The organism is Neobacillus rhizophilus (assembly GCF_018343535.1).
GTDB classification, from domain to species: Bacteria; Bacillota; Bacilli; order Bacillales; family Cytobacillaceae; genus Neobacillus; species Neobacillus rhizophilus.
Window position 1 is genome coordinate 1,051,757 of sequence record NZ_JAGYPF010000002.1, and the last position, 17,017, is coordinate 1,068,773.

Below are 17,017 nucleotides of genomic sequence, written 5' to 3' on the forward strand. Positions count from 1 at the left end.
GAATTTTCGATGACTGAAACTAAAAAAATCGTTAAAGGCGGAGCCTTTTTAATTGAAGATCTTACTTATGATCAAATCTTTACCCCGGAAGATTTTACTGAAGAACATTTAATGATAGCCAAGACAGCTGAAGACTTTGTGGAAAAAGAAGTTCATCCTGTTCTTGAGCGTCTTGAAAACCATGAATTTGATATCACAGTCAAGCTTTTAAAGGAAGCTGGCGAACTGGGTCTTTTAGCTGCTGACGTACCTGAAGAGTACGAAGGTTTAGGCTTGGACAAAATCACTTCATCTCTAATTACTGAAAAAATGGCCGGCGGAGGCGGTTTCGCTCTTTCCCACGGTGCACACGTAGGTATCGGCTCACTGCCAATCGTTTTATTCGGTAACGAAGACCAAAAGAATCGCTATTTACCAGCCCTTGCATCTGGTGAAAAACTAGCTGCTTACGCATTAACTGAGCCAGGTTCAGGTTCAGACGCTCTAGGCGCAAGAACTACTGCCAAATTAAATGCAGAAGGCACTCACTATATTCTAAACGGCGAAAAGCAATGGATTACGAACGCCGGCTTCGCAGATGTATTTGTTGTATACGCTAAAATTGACGGTGAAAAGTTCTCAGCATTTATCGTAGACCGTAGCTTCCCTGGCGTTTCTACCGGCGCTGAAGAAAAGAAAATGGGTATCAAGAGCTCATCCACTCGGACCCTTATTTTAGAAGATGTCCCAGTTCCAGTTGAAAACCTATTAGGTGAAATCGGCAAAGGCCACGTTATCGCGTTCAACATCTTAAATATCGGTCGTTACAAGCTTGCAATCGGTGCTGTGGGCGGTTCCAAGAAAGCATTTGAAATGACTGTAAAATATGCAAACGGCCGTCAGCAATTCAAAACACCAATTTCTCAATTTAATTTAACAAAAGAAAAATTCGGAACATTGGCTTCTGAAATTTATGCGGCTGAAAGCTCCGTATGGCGCACAATCGGCCTATATGAAGAAAACCAAGGCAAGCTTTCCGATGAAGAAACTAAAGATATTAAGAAACTTGCGGATTCAATCGCTGAATATGCAATAGAGTGTTCATTAAACAAATTCTTCGGCAGTGAAGTACTTGCCCATGTGGTTGACGAAGGCGTTCAAATCCATGGCGGTTACGGCTTCATGCAGGAGTATCCAATTGAAAGAGCATACCGTGACGCCCGTATCCAGCGTATTTTCGAAGGAACAAACGAAATCAACCGTCTTCTTGTTCCAGGTACTCTTGTGAAAAAAGCGATTAAAGGCGAGCTTCCATTATTCCAAAAAGCAATGGCTCTTCAAGAAGAATTAATGATGTTAATGCCTGAAGAGCCAGGCGATGAGCCATTAGCACAGGAAAAATATCTAGTAAAGCAAGCTAAGAAACTTGCGCTAGTTGCCGCTGGTTTATCAGCTCAAAAATTTGGCAAGGCCCTTGAAAAAGAGCAGGAAATCCTTGCAAATATCGCTGATATCATTTCAGACGTATATTCAATGGAATCTGTTGTGTTGCGTACTGAAAAAGCAATTGCCAAAGACGACGCAGAAAAGAACCAGCAGAAGCTTCTTTACACTCAAATCTTCTGCCAAGAAGCGTTCAACCGCATCGAAGCTGTTGCGAAAGAAACACTTGTGGCTGTTGAACAAGGCGACATGCTGCGCATGATGCTTTCCACACTAAGAAAGCTGACTCGCCACACTCCAATCAACGTAATTGCAAAAAAACGCGAAGCTGCTGATGTCATCGTCGAAGCTGAACGTTATCTAGTTTAATACCTTTTACAGGGCTCCCTTTGTTCATTCTTGTGGGGGCCTTTTATTTTTGAATATTTTCGAAACTTGGCAGGATTTTCACGAAATTAGTCGAATTTGTTGGATGGATATTTTTTCTTTTGAAAATAGTTATGGTAATATTCAATTATGACTGAATTTTAGTAAAAGGCGGTGAAAAGGATGTCTTTGACTTTTTACTGGTATCCGAAGTGCGGAACATGTCGAAACGCAAAAAAGTGGCTTGACCAACATGAAGTTAATTATGAGCCTGTACATATCGTGGAAAATCCTCCATCCCGTGAGGGAATTCGAGATTTTTATCAAAAAAGCGGCTTGGAATTAAAGAAGTTTTTTAACACTAGCGGAATGAAATATCGTGAATTAGGCGTTAAAGACAAATTAAAGACCGCTTCCGAAGATGAACTGTTAGACTTGCTTGCGTCTGACGGCATGTTGCTGAAACGGCCGATTTTAACAGACGGTGAACATGTCACTGTCGGCTTTAAAGAAGATGAGTTTGAGAAAGTATGGACGAAATAGTCCGTCATTAAAAGGGCAATCGATATATTTCGATGATAGATATTTTTAGAAAAATTATGGAGGGATTTAGACAATGAGCACACCAAAAGAATTGCGTTATACTGAAGAGCATGAATGGGTAAAAACGGAAGGCAGCCGCGTGCGTGTAGGAATCACCGACTTTGCACAGCATGAATTAGGAGACATCGTTTTCGTTGAACTTCCTGAAGTCGGCGATGAGATCAATTCCGGCGAACCATTCGGCAGCGTCGAGTCTGTTAAGACGGTTTCCGAACTTTACTCCCCTATAAGCGGCAAGGTTGTGGAAATTAACGAAGATTTGAATGATAACCCTGAATATGTGAACGAATCTCCTTATGAAAAGGCATGGATGATTGTGGTTGAAGTCTCAAACAGCAGCGAGCTGGATGATCTGATGACTGCTGAGCAATACGAGGAAATGATTAAAGCAGATTAATTTTTTGAGCGAAAAAGCGCCTATTGCGGGTGCTTTTTCTTTTTATTACCACTTTTTCTTCTGCGTTAATGGGGAAACTATAAATAAAATTATATGGCAGGTGGAAAAAATGGCATTGAATCAACATAAGATAGACGTAACAGACAGGGTCGTGGGCAAGCTCAAAAATGGAGAATTAGAGCTATTTTTGGAAAATCAGTCAATCGGCATTTGTAAACTTCCAGATAATATTCAAATGAATCTCGAACACCATTTTGAAGCCGAAGGCCAAAAGATATATCAGCATGTCTCCACAACAGAGGGCAGGGATGCTAAGTATACAGACTGTGATGATGGCGGATGGTGCTGAGAAATAAAAGAATTTCATCATCTTATAAGCAAATTCCTATTTTAAAAATAACAATGATGGTATAGTTGACATACAAAGATGTGTACACGTATTAGGAATTCCGGAATATGTTAACAGTAAACCACTTCATATCAGGTGATGGATGATGAATGATTCGTATGTTGACAAAGTTCTTATTGTGGAAGGAAAATCGGACAAAAACAAAGTCAAGAATATTTTAAAAGAGCCCGTCGAAATAATTTGTACAAACGGAACCATTAGTCACACAAAGTTGGATGAATGGATTGATATTCTTGAGGACAAAGATGTCTACATTCTTGTCGACGCCGATGCAGCAGGCGAAAAGCTGCGCAAGCTTTTTAAAAGAGAATTTCCAAATGCAGAGCATTTATATATAGACCGAATGTACCGCGAAGTGGCAACCGCCCCAGAGCACCACTTAGCAACAGTTTTGCTTGGGGCAAACATTGACGTGCATAAAGAGTTTTTAGAGATGGGCTGAAGTTACAGATGTTAGAGTGGAATCGAAATGAATTTTCCGCGTTTTGGGAGAGCGGCGAGCGCGGTGTAGTTTACTTTTATACACCCATGTGCGGGACCTGCCAGGTGGCCGGAAAAATGCTTATGGTTGTGGAGGCTGCCCTAGGGGATTTTAGTGTTGGAAAAATGAACCTAAATTACTACCCTGATCTGGCTGAGTCTTTTGCGATTGAGAGTGTGCCGTGCCTGTTGTTTGTTGAAGGCGGGCGTGTGGCAGAGACGCTTTACGCATTTCATTCGGTTCCGTACTTGTTAGAGAAGATAAAAGGGTATTTGAGAGGATGAGCAGACGCCGGGTGAGGCGTCTGTTTTTTTATTTGAGGAAAGAGATAAGCATTAAAGGGTCATAGAGCCCGGCCAGCTGAAAAACCGAGAGGAAAGGTAACCAATAAAGGGAATGGATGCCTGAACGGCCGGATAACCGGGATGAAGGGTAACCAATAAAGGGAATGGGTGCCCAAACCTCTGTAAATACAAGAGGAAGGGTAACCAATAAAAGGATATGGGTGCCCGGTCCGCTGCAAAAATAAGAGGAAGGGTAATCAATAAGGAATATGGGTGCCCAAACCACCGTAAAACCAAGAGGAAGGGTAACCAATAAGGGATATGGATGCCCAAACCGCTGTAAATACAAGAGGAAGGGTAACCAATAAGGGATATGGGTGCCCAAACCGCTGTAAAACCAAGAGGAAGGGTAACCAATAAAAGGAATGGGTGCCCGGTCCGCCTTAAAATCTAGAGAAAGGGTAACCTATAAGGGATATGGGTGCCCAAACCGCTATAAAACCAAGAGGAAGGGTAACCAATAAAAGGAATGGGTGCCCGGTCCGCCACAAAACCAAGAGGAAGGGTAACCAATAGGGGATATGGGCGCCCGAACCGCTGTAAATCCAAGAGTAAAGGTAACCAATGAAAGGAATGGGTGCCCGGTCCGCCACAAAACCAAGAGGAAGGGTAACCAATAGGGGATATGGGTGCCAGGTCCGCCGCAAAACCAAGAGGAAAGGTAACCAATAAAGGGAATGGGTGCCCTGGCCGTAAACCTATTATCCCCCGATACTCAAAAAGGTAATTATTTACTCAAAAAACGACCATTGCCCATGTCCTACTAGTGTGTAGTTTGCCTTAAGAACCCTTCGAATCATTTTCTTAGAAAAAACATCCCCACACCACTCAAACACCAAATTAGTCGTAATCTTAAACTCCGGAAAAAGCAACCTTAACTCCCCAACACTGCGCAGCACTACCGACTCCAGTCTTTCCTCAAACCCACACAAATTACAAACCATTTTCCTCTCCCCAACCGAAACCGAAAATGAGTTGCACTTCGAACAACAAGTACCTTTTCTTAGCTGCTCATAACAATAAGTCGGCTTTGGAGCATTAGGATAATCACCTTGATCCAAAGAAATTAACAGGTCTGCCAACCTCTCATGGCCACCATTCAGGTTTGATGGGATATTTTCTAATTTTCTTATGAAGCGATTGATTTGTGTTGGGAGAATAACATGATTGTTTTGAGGAGCCTTGTATAAGGTGAACGTGGGGTTGATATGAACCACGTAGGATTCAACCAGCAAATTAAATCTGTACTCATCGAGAAGCTGCCGCAGTTTTGACTCGCTTCGAAACAATTGAAGGATAGGGTCGTCAATTTCGGTATCATTTTTACAAAAACGGTCGGGGTCAGACTTATAAATATAGTCTCCTTCAAAATTTTTAACATCAATTAGGTAAATTGTTTTTTGAAAAATAATAATAGTGTCGATTTGAAAGTGCTTTTCTTTCAATTTAAAAAGCAAGCCATTTAAAACGATGCAGTTATTCTTCAATCCTTCGGTTAAAGCATCAAACATCACTTCTCCTTGATAGCCTTTTTCAAGAGCATAATACTTTTTCCTGTCTGTATCAGTAAGTGCCATACGCGGGTTTAATGCCCGTAACATAAGCAACTCCTTTGTTACTCGGCGCGATTTTTTTGGTGTAGGCATAGTCCACATCCTCTCAAATAATTAAAATACCCATATCCAATTTTACTCCAACTTACTGAAACGCAAATTAGAATGTATGAATATTTTGTTAACATTACCAGCATCCAGCATAGTCCGACATATTTCTCGGGAAATGTTAATATTTCCCCATCCGTCCGAAGATAAATGTCGAGCAAATCATAAAGGAATAAATAAATCACTGCTGAATAGTAATTGGTATAGACGAGGATTTCGGAGTGATTAAAATGATAGAAGAGGTTAATAGCTTTTTAAAAACATTTAAAGACCAAGGACATATTCTTCCGCTAATTCAGCACGCAGAACTTAGGATTAGCCTAAGTACCACCGAACAGCAATCGGTTCAACTGGTTATTAAAAACGGGGAAATATTCGCCCTCTATGAATCACAACAGGATCAGGCGATTTGCCAAATCCACGGCGGCCTACAAGAACTAAAGCAACTTCTTGAAGGGAAAGAAAGATTAAGGGTACTGCAACGGAATGGAGTCCTGAACGTAAAAGGCGCACTAAGGACAGTATTATTACTGGAATCACTATTTTATTTAACTAAAGCTCAGACAAATCTTGCCGAAATAATTTAATCAAAGGTATTGACTCGGAATTAAACTTCAGGTATTATTTTTTTAGAATATTCAAGCAACGATCAAAGAACTAAATAAACATTCTTATCAAGAGCGGCGGAGGGACTGGCCCGTTGAAGCCCGGCAACCGGTAGACCACACGGTGCTAAATCCAGCAGAGCAAACAGGCTCTGAAAGATAAGAAGAGCGGAGAACCCCCATCTTCTTATAGGAAGCATGGGTTTTATTTTTATATTGGGAGGGAATAAGAACTATGTCAGAAAAACAAAAGAAGTTAAGGTTTGAAACATTAAGTGTTCACGGTGGCCTCACACCAGACCCTGTAACAGGAGCACGGGCGCTACCTATCTATCAAAATAACGCCTACCAATTCAAAAGCACAGAGCATGCCGCCAACCTTTTCGCCTTAGCAGAGCCTGGGTACATATATACGCGGATTCACAATCCAACCACTACCGTTTTTGAAGAAAGAGTATCGCTTCTAGAAGGCGGCGTTGGCGCACTGGCAGTGGCCAGCGGCATGGCAGCCATCACATTGGCCATCTTAAACATTGCCGAAGCCGGCGATGAAATTGTTGCAGCATCCAACCTATACGGCGGAACCTATAATCTATTTGCAGTGACCCTCCCAAAATACGGGATTAATGTGAAGTTTGTAGACCCTGAGAATCCGGAAAACTTCCGTGCCGCCATTACCGAAAAAACTAAGGCCGTTTTCGCTGAAACAATAGGCAACCCAAGCTTAAGAATCCTTGATATTGAAAAGGTAGCTAATATTGCTCATGAAGCAGGGGTTCCTCTTATCGTGGACAACACATTTGCGACACCATACTTGTGCCGTCCAATTGAGCATGGCGCTGATATCGTCGTTCACTCCGCCACCAAGTGGCTTTTAGGAAATGGAACAACTACAGGGGGCATTATTGTCGACGGCGGCAAGTTTGATTGGAATTCGCCAAAATTCCCTGGTTTTACAACGCCAGATGCCAGTTACCATGACCTGGTCTATGCTGAGGCACTTGGACCGGTAGCTTATATTATTAAAGCACGCGTACAGCTTCTCCGCGACATGGGGCCGGCTTTAAGCCCGCAAAGCTCATTCCAGTTTGTTCTTGGTTTAGAAACGCTTCATGTACGGATGAAAGAGCATGTTGCCAACACCCAAAAGGTAGTGGAATACTTGCAAAATCATTCTGCGGTTGAATGGGTTTCTTATCCGGGGCATCCATCACATCCTGACTATGAATTGGCGCAAAAATATTTGCCTAAGGGTGCTGGTTCTATGGTGGTATTTGGCATTAAAGGCGGCAGGGAAACTGGTGCGAAATTAATTGATGCCATCACCTTATGGGCGCATGTGGCCAATGTTGGCGATGCCAAGAGCTTAATTATCCACCCAGCAAGCACCACACACCAGCAGCTGGATGAGGAAGGCTTAAAGGCAGCAGGCGTTTCCGAGGATTTAATCCGTCTTTCCATTGGAATTGAAAATGTTGAGGACTTAGTGGAAGATTTAGAGGACGCAATCGAAGCTGCAACTGGCCTAACATCTTTAAAAACAAATGCCTGAATTTTTCTAAAAAAGTTTTTTGAAAATGTAGAATTTTGTCGTTGACACTACTTTCTAACCGTGATACTATTACTTTCATAATAATAGTATTAATGAATGAATAATTAAATATAGGATAGCTTTTGCTCTTATCAAGAGAGGTGGAGGGATGTGCCCTATGAAGCCCGGCAACCGTCAATTTATTGAAATGGTGCCAATTCACACAAAGCTTACGGCTTTGAGAGATGGGAGGAAGGATTCATTTAATGATGATGCCTTTCTGCCTGCGCAGAGAGGCTATTTATTTTACTAAAATAGAATCCTTTCGTGAAAATTATCAAATCCTAAAATAAGGATAAGAAGTAGGTGATTCAATGATTTCAATTAAAAATGTACGAAAGATTTTCTCTACCAAGCAGGGACTGTTAAAAGCAGTTGATGAAGTAAACTTGGATATAAAAGAGGGAGAAATCTTCGGTGTGATTGGATATAGCGGGGCTGGTAAAAGTACCTTAATCCGCATGTTAAATGGCCTTGAGCTGCCTACGGATGGAACTGTCAACGTGGCTGGCCGGGAGATTTCAAAAATAAAGGGTGCAGAGCTCAGAAAGGCCCGTCAGGAAATCAGCATGATTTTCCAGCACTTTAATCTGCTTTGGTCAAGAACAGTCAGCGAAAATATCGCTTTTCCATTAGAGATTGCCGGTGTGAGCGCACCGGAAAGGAAAAAACGAGTTGAAGAGTTGATCAAGTTAGTTGGCCTTGAGGGCAGAGGTGACGCCTACCCTTCACAGTTGAGCGGCGGGCAGAAGCAGCGGGTCGGGATTGCCCGGGCCCTTGCCAATAACCCAAAGGTGCTGTTATGTGACGAGGCAACATCAGCGCTCGACCCGCAAACCACTGACTCTATTCTCGACCTTTTAGTTGATATTAATAAAAAATTTGGTCTAACAATCGTCCTCATCACCCATGAAATGCATGTCATTCGGAAAATCTGTCATCGCGTTGCTGTCATGGAAAGCGGGCGGATTGTGGAGCTTGGGCCGGTGCTTGATGTATTTAAAAACCCGCAGCAGCCGATCACGAAGCGTTTCGTGCAGCAGGTAACCGAACCGGAAAAAACAAAAGAGACAGCAGAGCATTTGCTTGAGCGCTATCCGCATGGAAAGGTCATTCAACTATCGTTTCTTGGGGAAGCAACAGAACAGCCTTTAATCACACGTGTTATTCGTGATTTTGATGTCGTAGTAAATATTCTGCAAGGGAATATTTCACATACGCAAAACGGGTCTTATGGAACATTATTTATTCATTTAGATGGCCAAGCAAATGAAATTCAGAAAGCCATCGAATTTATTCACTCGCAGCAAGTGGGCGTGGAGGTGATCAGTAATGGCTGACTTTATGGAATTAGTTAAGTGGGATGGGCTGTTACTGGCAACACGTGAAACGATCTATATGACCGCTATCTCGGTCCTTGCCACATTTATTTTGGGCTTGTTACTAGGCCTGCTGCTATTTCTAACGAGTAAAGGAAACATATGGGAAAATCGTGGGGTAAACATTATTACTGCCGGCTTTGTAAATATTTTTAGATCCATTCCCTTTATTATCTTAATTGTTTTATTAATCCCTTTTACTAAAATTCTCGTTGGGACAATGCTCGGTGCCAATGCTGCACTGCCGGCACTGATTATTGGAGCAGCTCCGTTTTATGCGCGTATGGTGGAAATCGCCCTTAGGGAGATTGATAAAGGGGTGATTGAAGCATCACAATCAATGGGTGCCACACATGGACATATTATTTTTAAGGTATTAATACCTGAATCCTTGCCAGCATTAATTTCCGGGATTACCGTTACCACGATTTCACTTGTTGGCTTTACTGCAATGGCTGGGGTCATTGGAGCCGGTGGACTTGGCCATTTTGCCTATCTAGAAGGCTTTCAACGCAACAGGCCAATGGTTACATTAGTGGCAACGATTGCTATTTTAATCTTAGTTTTTATTATCCAATTTATTGGAGATTATTTCACAAAGAAAACAGATAAACGATAACAGGAGGAGAAAAGAATGAAAAAAGTTCTGGGTTTGATTTTCATTGCGTTTACCGTATTTGCCTTAGCGGCCTGCGGCGGTGCAAAAAATGATTCAGCAGATAAAGATGGGAACAAAAAATTAGTTGTTGGTGCAACTGCTGTACCACACGCAGAAGTACTTGAAGCAGCAAAACCAATATTGAAGAAAAAAGGTGTTGATTTGGAAATTCAAGTTTTCCAAGACTATATTCTGCCAAACGTAGCATTAAAGGATAAAGAATTAGATGCAAACTATTTCCAAACACCTGGGTATTTAGATCTGCAGATGAAAGAAAATAAAGATTTTGATTTTGTCAGTGTGGGTGGGGTTCATAAAGAACCAATCGGCATTTACTCAAAAAAGTATAAAAGTCTAAAAGATCTTCCAAATGGTGCAACCATTATTATGAGCGATTCTTTAAGTGACCACGGCCGTATCCTGCCTATTTTTGAAAAGGCTGGACTAATCAAGCTTAAAGAAGGCGTGGGTGCAAACGCAAGAATAGACGATATCGTTGAAAATCCAAAGAACCTGAAGTTCCCTAAATTAATTGAAGCAAAATTACTAGCATCTTCCTTCGAAAACGGTGAGGGTGATGCGGTTGCCATTAATACCAACTATGCATTAGAAGGCGGCATTGATATTGGAAAATATGGTATTGCCTTTGAAGGTAGTGACGTGGTTCCAGCAAACCTTGTAGTAGTTCGTTCAGAGGATAAAGACCGTAAGGAAATCAAAACACTTGTAGAGGTTCTTCAATCGAAAGAAATTCAAGATTTTATTAAGGATAAATACAAGGGTGCTGTTATCGCAGCAACTGAGTAATTATTAAATAAGTAGGAATATTGAAGGAAAGTCAGTGAGGATTCACTGGCTTTTCTGTATTCATTACATGAAAGCCCATTATTCAGTAAAAAATAGATGCCATAACCACCGATGGCATTTTAGCAAAAAATAAGGTATCATTTTATTCGGGCTTGTATTACATAAAAAGTCTTTATCTGCAATTACTTTAAAAACTTCCTGCTATTCTCATTTAGCATGTTCTTAGTGAAAATACATGCTAGTTATTACTATTAAAAAGTTGCTAACAAATTTCATTTGTTATAAGATTGTAATGAGAATAAAGTGAGAATGAATGCGGAAGATCTTAAAAAATCTATCTGCAAAGATACAATACATTTTCGGAGGTATGAATATGGCTGGATCAACTTTAACAATCAAAGATCTGCATGTAGCAATTGATGGGAAAGAAATTTTAAAGGGTGTCAACCTTGAAATAAAAGGCGGCGAAATTCACGCCATTATGGGTCCTAACGGAACTGGTAAATCTACATTATCTTCTGCTATCATGGGTCACCCTAAATATGAAGTAACAAGCGGCAGCATTACGCTTGATGGGCAAGATGTTTTAGAAATGGAAGTAGATGAGCGCGCTCGTGCTGGACTATTTTTAGCCATGCAATACCCAAGCGAAATTAACGGTGTAACGAATGCTGACTTTTTGCGTTCAGCTATCAACAGCCGTCTTGGCGAAGGCAACGAAATTTCTTTAATGAAATTCATTCGTAAAATGGATAAGCAAATGGAATACCTTGAAATGGATCTAGATATGGCGCAGCGTTACCTAAATGAAGGCTTCTCCGGCGGTGAGAAAAAACGTAATGAAATCCTGCAATTAATGATGTTGGAACCGAAAATTGCGATTCTCGACGAAATCGACTCCGGTCTTGATATTGATGCCTTAAAGGTAGTATCGAAAGGTGTTAACGAAATGCGCGGTGAGGATTTCGGTTGCTTAATTATTACTCACTATCAACGTCTGTTAAACTATATCACTCCTGACCATGTGCACGTAATGATGCAAGGCCGTGTGGTAAAATCCGGCGGGCCAGAGCTTGCACAGCGCTTAGAAGCAGAAGGATATGACTGGATCAAGCAAGAGCTTGGTATTGAAGATGAAACAGTTGAGCAAGAAGCTTAAAAGCTTTTGTTAGGAGGGTTAGCAATGACAACAGAAACAACATTACCGTTTGATAAGGGTTTTGTGAGCTCTTTTTCAAAAGAAAAGAGCGAGCCTGCTTGGTTTGAAGAGCTTCGTCTGAAGGCACTTGAGCATTTCCACGAACTGCCGATGCCTCGGCCAGATAAAACAAAAATAGATAAATGGAATTTTACGCAGTTTGAGCAGCATACAGTTAAAAGTGCTCCATATACATCTTTGGCAGAACTGCCAGAAGAGGTTAAAGCATTAGTTGATTTGGATGCGGCAAAACAAAATTTATATATTCAGCGCAATCAAACGCCAGCCTTTATTTCCTTATCAGAAGACCTAAAGGCAAAGGGTGTTGTGTTTACCGATATTTTCACTGCTGCTAGAGAGCACGGCGATTTACTGAAAAAATATTATATGACACAGGCGATCAATGCTGATGAGCACCGTTTGACTGCTCTTCATGCAGCATTTGTCAATGGCGGAGCCTTCCTGTATGTTCCGAAGAACATCGAAATTGTGGAACCTATTCAGGCAGTGTTCGTTCATGACAATGCGGAAGCAAACCTGTTTAACCATGTTCTTGTCGTCGCAGAAGATAACAGCTCTTTGACATACGTGGAAAACTATATTTCCACAGTGGAAGAGTCTAATACCTTGGCGAATATCCTGACAGAGGTAATTGCCAATACAAATGCAAAGGTGCAATACGGTGCTGTTGATACTTTGGCAAAAGGCATCACAACCTATGTGAACCGCCGCGGTGTCACCGGCCGCGATTCCCGAATCGAGTGGGCGCTTGGCATGATGAATGAAGGCAATACTATTTCTGAAAATACTACCAATCTCCTTGGTGACGGCTCTAATGGGGATACTAAAACTGTTGTGGTCGGACGTGGTGAGCAGACCCAGAACTTTACGACAAAGGTTGTTCACTTTGGCAGACATACAATAGGAAATATCTTAAATCATGGCGTTGTTAAGGATAACGCTACTTCTATCTTCAACGGAATTGGAAAAATTGAACATGGCGCCTCTAAATCTGACGCTGAGCAAACATCACGCGTGTTAATGCTTAGTGAAAAAGCTCGCGGCGATGCGAATCCAATTTTATTAATCGACGAAGATGATGTTATGGCTGGCCACGCTGCTTCTGTAGGACGCGTTGACCCAGTGCAATTATATTATTTGATGAGCCGCGGTATTCCGAAGAAGGAAGCGGAACGTTTAGTCATTCATGGCTTCCTTGCACCGGTGGTAAATCAGCTTCCAATTGAAAAAGTAAAACAGCAATTAGTGGAAGTTATTGAAAGGAAAGTAAGATAATGAATATCCAGGATATTCGCAAACTGTTTCCTATTTTAGACCAAGAAGTTAACGGTAAGCCATTAGTTTATCTGGATAGCTCTGCGACATCGCAGAAGCCCGTCCAAGTTATTGAAACACTTGACAGATACTACCGCGAGTACAATTCAAATGTTCATCGCGGTGTGCATACACTAGGAACAAGAGCAACTGATGCTTACGAAGGAGCACGGGAAAAGGTTCGTAAGTTTATCAATGCCAAGTCCATTCAGGAAGTTATTTTTACAAGAGGAACGACGACCTCCCTTAACACTGTGGCGGCAAGCTACGGCGCCGCCAACCTGAAGGAAGGCGACGAAATCGTCATTACCTATATGGAGCACCACAGCAATATCATCCCATGGCAGCAGATAGCTAAACGGACTGGTGCCCAGTTGAAATACATTCCGCTCCAAGAGGATGGAACAATTTCATTAGATGATGTTCGCGTGACCATCACACCAAACACAAAAATTGTGTCGGTGATGCAGGTATCCAACGTGCTTGGCGTCATCAATCCTGTTAAAGAAATCGCCAAGATTGCCCATGAAAATGGCGCCATCATGGTAGTTGACGGTGCACAAAGTGCTCCGCATATGAATATCGACGTTCAAGATTTAGATTGCGATTTCCTTGCTTTTTCCGGCCATAAGATGTGCGGACCAACCGGGATTGGTGTCCTTTACGGGAAAAAGCATCTGCTTGAAAAAATGGAGCCGGTTGAATTCGGCGGTGAAATGATTGATTTCGTGGAATTATATGAATCAACCTGGAAAGAGCTGCCGTGGAAGTTCGAGGGTGGAACGCCAATCATTGCTGGTGCCATCGGTTTAGGCGCGGCAATTGACTTTTTGAATGAAGTCGGTTTAGACAATATTGTCGAGCATGAACATAAGCTAGCTGCTTATGCGCTTGAAAAAATGTCAACTGTTGAAGGCATCACGATTTATGGACCGCATGATCCGACTAAACGCGCTGGTCTAGTGACTTTCAATTTAAGCGATGTTCACCCGCATGATGTAGCGACGGTTCTGGATGCGGAAGGAATCGCTGTCCGCGCCGGCCATCACTGCGCCCAGCCGCTGATGAGATGGCTTAAGGCATCGGCAACAGCTCGTGCCAGCTTTTACCTATACAACACAGAAGAAGATATTGATAAACTCGTAGAAGGGCTTGTCAAAACGAAGGAGTATTTCAGCGATGTCTTCTAACTTAGATGCACTTTACCGAAGAGTAATCATGGACCATTACAAAAATCCGCGCAACCGCGGGATTTTGGAGGATGGAAGCCATACGATCAATATGAATAACCCGACCTGCGGTGATCGTATTCAATTAACATTGAAGGTGGAGGACGGCATTGTCGTTGATGCCAAGCAGGAAGGGGAAGGCTGTTCGATTTCCATGTCATCTGCTTCGATGATGACACAGGCCATTAAAGGTAAGAAAATCGAAGACGCATTAAAGCTGTCAAAGATTTTTTCGGATATGATGCAAGGCAAAGAAGTGGATGATGATATCGATTTAGGCGATATCGAAGCGCTTCAAGGGGTTGCCAAGTTTCCAGCCAGAATTAAATGCGCTACATTGGCGTGGAAGGCTATGGAAAAAAGCTTAAAAGAAGAGAATCAAGATTAAAACGGTTCTGAAAGTATCCGGCCTCTTGCCTGGAGCTTTCACCTCTCGTAAAAAAAGGAGGAATACTTGCGATGGCGAAGAAAATGCCGGAGATTGGCGAGTACAAATATGGTTTTGCCGATAAAGACGTTTCCATATTCCGATCAAAACGTGGTTTAACACGTGAGATTGTTGAAGAGATTTCAAAAATGAAGGGTGAACCTCAGTGGATGCTTGACTTCCGCTTAAAATCACTTGAAATATTCTACAGTAAACCAATGCCGCAATGGGGCGGTGACTTAAACTCATTGAATTTCGATGAAATTACGTACTATGTAAAACCATCGGAGAAATCAGAAAAGTCATGGGATGAAGTACCGGAAGAAATTAAAGCGACCTTTGACAAACTTGGAATTCCAGAAGCCGAGCAAAAATATCTTGCTGGAGTTTCTGCGCAATATGAATCCGAGGTTGTTTACCATAACATGAAGGAAGACCTTGAGGCATTAGGAATCATCTTTAAAGATACCGATTCTGCGTTAAGGGAAAACGAAGATATTTTCCGCAAACACTGGGCAACAGTTATTCCGCCAACTGATAACAAGTTTTCTGCACTAAACTCAGCTGTTTGGTCCGGCGGCTCTTTCATTTATGTACCGCCTGGTATTAAGGTGGATACACCATTACAGGCCTATTTCCGGATTAACTCGGAAAACATGGGGCAGTTTGAAAGAACGCTAATCATTGTTGATGAAGGTGCCCATGTCCACTATGTTGAAGGCTGTACAGCACCTGTTTATACAACTAACTCCCTTCACAGTGCAGTTGTAGAAATCATCGTTAAAAAAGGCGGCTACTGCCGTTATACAACGATTCAAAACTGGGCAAATAACGTATATAACCTTGTAACAAAGCGGACTGTCTGCGAAGAAAATGCGACAATGGAATGGATTGACGGTAACATCGGTTCTAAATTAACGATGAAATATCCTGCTGTTATTTTAAAAGGCGAAGGCGCTCGCGGGATGACCTTATCCATTGCGATTGCTGGCAAAGGCCAAGTGCAGGATACAGGTTCTAAGATGATTCACTTAGCACCAAATACTTCTTCAACGATCGTATCAAAGTCGATTTCTAAGCATGGCGGAAGTGTAAACTATCGCGGCATGGTACATTTTGGCCGTAAAGCAGATGGCGCTCGCTCTAATATCGAATGCGATACTTTGATAATGGATAATCAATCTACTTCAGATACGATTCCATACAACGAAGTGTTAAATAACAACATCTCCCTTGAGCATGAAGCAAAGGTTTCTAAGGTTTCTGAAGAGCAATTATTCTACTTGATGAGCCGTGGTATCTCCGAGCAGGAAGCTACTGAAATGATCGTCATGGGCTTCATTGAGCCATTTACAAAGGAACTTCCAATGGAATATGCCGTTGAGATGAACCGCTTGATCAAGTTCGAGATGGAAGGAAGTATAGGATAACCTAGATATATCAAGGTTATCATGAGCCTTCTGAAGCGTTTGTCATTTTATTTTCGATGTAACTGGTGTACATTGCTAATGCATCGTATTCAATTCTTTAATGTGTAGATACGTATCTGATGTGACTTGGGTTCTGACATGCCTGAGTCGCACGGATACGTATTTTTATTTACACCAGTTTTAAGTAAATGCCCCCCATGTGAATGATGAAGAACATAAGGAGACTATATTGGGGGATTTTGTCTTTTGTATAATTCCTTAAAATACCTCCATGCACAGCATCGCTTATTCAGAGGGTCTGATAGTTTTTGTGCTAGTACCACAACGCAATGTGCAAATCCTAGAAACACTATGTTGAATATGGTGATAGCGCAACAACGGATGTTTGATTTATAGCTGATGCGATTAAAGCAAAGTTCGAGCGGTTTTTCAATCACCACCCATCTAAGTAAGAATGTATTGGAAGATAGTTATTGGGGGAACGTGTCGGATTTTGAGGCAAAATAATGAATTTAACATGTTTCACAATTGGGAGAAATTTAGACGTAACTCGATCTAACTTACGGGGGGCGTTTGCAGTAATTTAAGTCTAATTGTATTAAAACTTAGAGAAAAGGTTCCTTCACATAACTAAGTTAATGGGGCGCTTTATTGAAATAGTGAATATTATAAAGT

The 17,017-nt window shown here is 41.8% G+C and carries 17 protein-coding genes and 2 riboswitches; of the genes, 16 read left to right on the forward strand and 1 reads right to left on the reverse strand.

Annotation, left to right across the window (positions count from 1 at the left end; translation table 11 throughout):
* Positions 1-9 precede the first annotated feature (9 nt).
* The 6 genes from KHA99_RS12815 to KHA99_RS12840 all read left to right on the forward strand — a co-directional run bounded on the left by KHA99_RS12815 (position 10) and on the right by KHA99_RS12840 (position 3,962).
* Complete coding sequence (locus tag KHA99_RS12815) at positions 10-1,791, forward strand: acyl-CoA dehydrogenase FadE (RefSeq protein WP_213117821.1); 1,782 nt, start codon at positions 10-12, stop codon at positions 1,789-1,791.
* Between the two features lie 180 nt (positions 1,792-1,971).
* Positions 1,972-2,331, forward strand: a complete 360-nt coding sequence (locus KHA99_RS12820) for an arsenate reductase family protein (protein WP_213117822.1) — start codon at positions 1,972-1,974, stop codon at positions 2,329-2,331.
* 73 nt (positions 2,332-2,404) lie between these two features.
* A complete protein-coding gene (gene gcvH, locus KHA99_RS12825) occupies positions 2,405-2,788 on the forward strand; it encodes a glycine cleavage system protein GcvH (protein WP_213117823.1) in 384 nt (127 codons plus the stop codon).
* Positions 2,789-2,897: 109 nt separating this feature from the next.
* Complete coding sequence (locus KHA99_RS12830) at positions 2,898-3,137, forward strand: YusG family protein (RefSeq protein ID WP_213117824.1); 240 nt, start codon at positions 2,898-2,900, stop codon at positions 3,135-3,137.
* Positions 3,138-3,282: 145 nt separating this feature from the next.
* Positions 3,283-3,639 (forward strand): toprim domain-containing protein, encoded by a 357-nt coding sequence (locus KHA99_RS12835; RefSeq protein WP_213117825.1) that lies wholly within the window; start codon positions 3,283-3,285, stop codon positions 3,637-3,639.
* An 8-nt stretch (positions 3,640-3,647) separates the two neighbouring features.
* Complete coding sequence (locus tag KHA99_RS12840; RefSeq protein WP_213117826.1) at positions 3,648-3,962, forward strand: thioredoxin family protein; 315 nt, start codon at positions 3,648-3,650, stop codon at positions 3,960-3,962.
* 791 nt (positions 3,963-4,753) lie between these two features.
* On the opposite strand, the gene KHA99_RS12845 is transcribed toward KHA99_RS12840, so the two are convergent.
* On the reverse strand, positions 4,754-5,623 hold the full coding sequence (locus KHA99_RS12845; protein WP_249366608.1) for a nuclease-related domain-containing protein: 870 nt from the start codon (positions 5,621-5,623) through the stop codon (positions 4,754-4,756).
* A gap of 290 nt (positions 5,624-5,913) precedes the next feature.
* Here KHA99_RS12845 and KHA99_RS12850 point away from each other — a divergent pair, with 290 nt between their 5' ends.
* From KHA99_RS12850 to sufB, 10 genes are all read left to right on the forward strand, one after another.
* The gene (locus tag KHA99_RS12850; RefSeq protein WP_249366672.1) at positions 5,914-6,270 is read left to right on the forward strand and encodes an SCP2 sterol-binding domain-containing protein; all 357 of its coding nucleotides are present in this window, start codon (positions 5,914-5,916) and stop codon (positions 6,268-6,270) included.
* Between the two features lie 81 nt (positions 6,271-6,351).
* Positions 6,352-6,454, forward strand: a riboswitch (SAM riboswitch).
* Positions 6,455-6,523: 69 nt separating this feature from the next.
* Complete coding sequence (locus KHA99_RS12855; protein WP_213117829.1) at positions 6,524-7,840, forward strand: O-acetylhomoserine aminocarboxypropyltransferase/cysteine synthase family protein; 1,317 nt, start codon at positions 6,524-6,526, stop codon at positions 7,838-7,840.
* Positions 7,841-7,965: 125 nt separating this feature from the next.
* A riboswitch (SAM riboswitch) is annotated at positions 7,966-8,071 on the forward strand.
* 122 nt (positions 8,072-8,193) lie between these two features.
* Entirely contained in the window at positions 8,194-9,219 is a 1,026-nt protein-coding gene (locus tag KHA99_RS12860) for a methionine ABC transporter ATP-binding protein (protein ID WP_213117830.1), read from the forward strand.
* Entirely contained in the window at positions 9,212-9,877 is a 666-nt protein-coding gene (locus KHA99_RS12865; protein WP_213117831.1) for a methionine ABC transporter permease, read from the forward strand. Before KHA99_RS12860 ends, KHA99_RS12865 begins: the two co-directional genes overlap by 8 nt.
* 15 nt (positions 9,878-9,892) lie before the next feature.
* Complete coding sequence (locus KHA99_RS12870) at positions 9,893-10,723, forward strand: MetQ/NlpA family ABC transporter substrate-binding protein (RefSeq protein WP_213117832.1); 831 nt, start codon at positions 9,893-9,895, stop codon at positions 10,721-10,723.
* Positions 10,724-11,096: 373 nt separating this feature from the next.
* The gene (sufC, locus tag KHA99_RS12875) at positions 11,097-11,882 is read left to right on the forward strand and encodes a Fe-S cluster assembly ATPase SufC (RefSeq protein WP_213117833.1); all 786 of its coding nucleotides are present in this window, start codon (positions 11,097-11,099) and stop codon (positions 11,880-11,882) included.
* Between the two features lie 24 nt (positions 11,883-11,906).
* The gene (gene sufD / locus KHA99_RS12880; RefSeq protein ID WP_213117834.1) at positions 11,907-13,217 is read left to right on the forward strand and encodes a Fe-S cluster assembly protein SufD; all 1,311 of its coding nucleotides are present in this window, start codon (positions 11,907-11,909) and stop codon (positions 13,215-13,217) included.
* Positions 13,217-14,446 (forward strand): cysteine desulfurase, encoded by a 1,230-nt coding sequence (locus KHA99_RS12885; RefSeq protein ID WP_213117835.1) that lies wholly within the window; start codon positions 13,217-13,219, stop codon positions 14,444-14,446. The genes sufD and KHA99_RS12885 overlap by 1 nt, the downstream gene beginning before the upstream one ends.
* Positions 14,436-14,873 (forward strand): Fe-S cluster assembly sulfur transfer protein SufU, encoded by a 438-nt coding sequence (gene sufU, locus KHA99_RS12890; RefSeq protein WP_213117836.1) that lies wholly within the window; start codon positions 14,436-14,438, stop codon positions 14,871-14,873. Before KHA99_RS12885 ends, sufU begins: the two co-directional genes overlap by 11 nt.
* A gap of 71 nt (positions 14,874-14,944) precedes the next feature.
* Positions 14,945-16,342, forward strand: coding sequence for a Fe-S cluster assembly protein SufB (gene sufB / locus KHA99_RS12895; protein ID WP_213117837.1), 1,398 nt, complete (start codon positions 14,945-14,947; stop codon positions 16,340-16,342).
* Positions 16,343-17,017 lie beyond the last annotated feature (675 nt).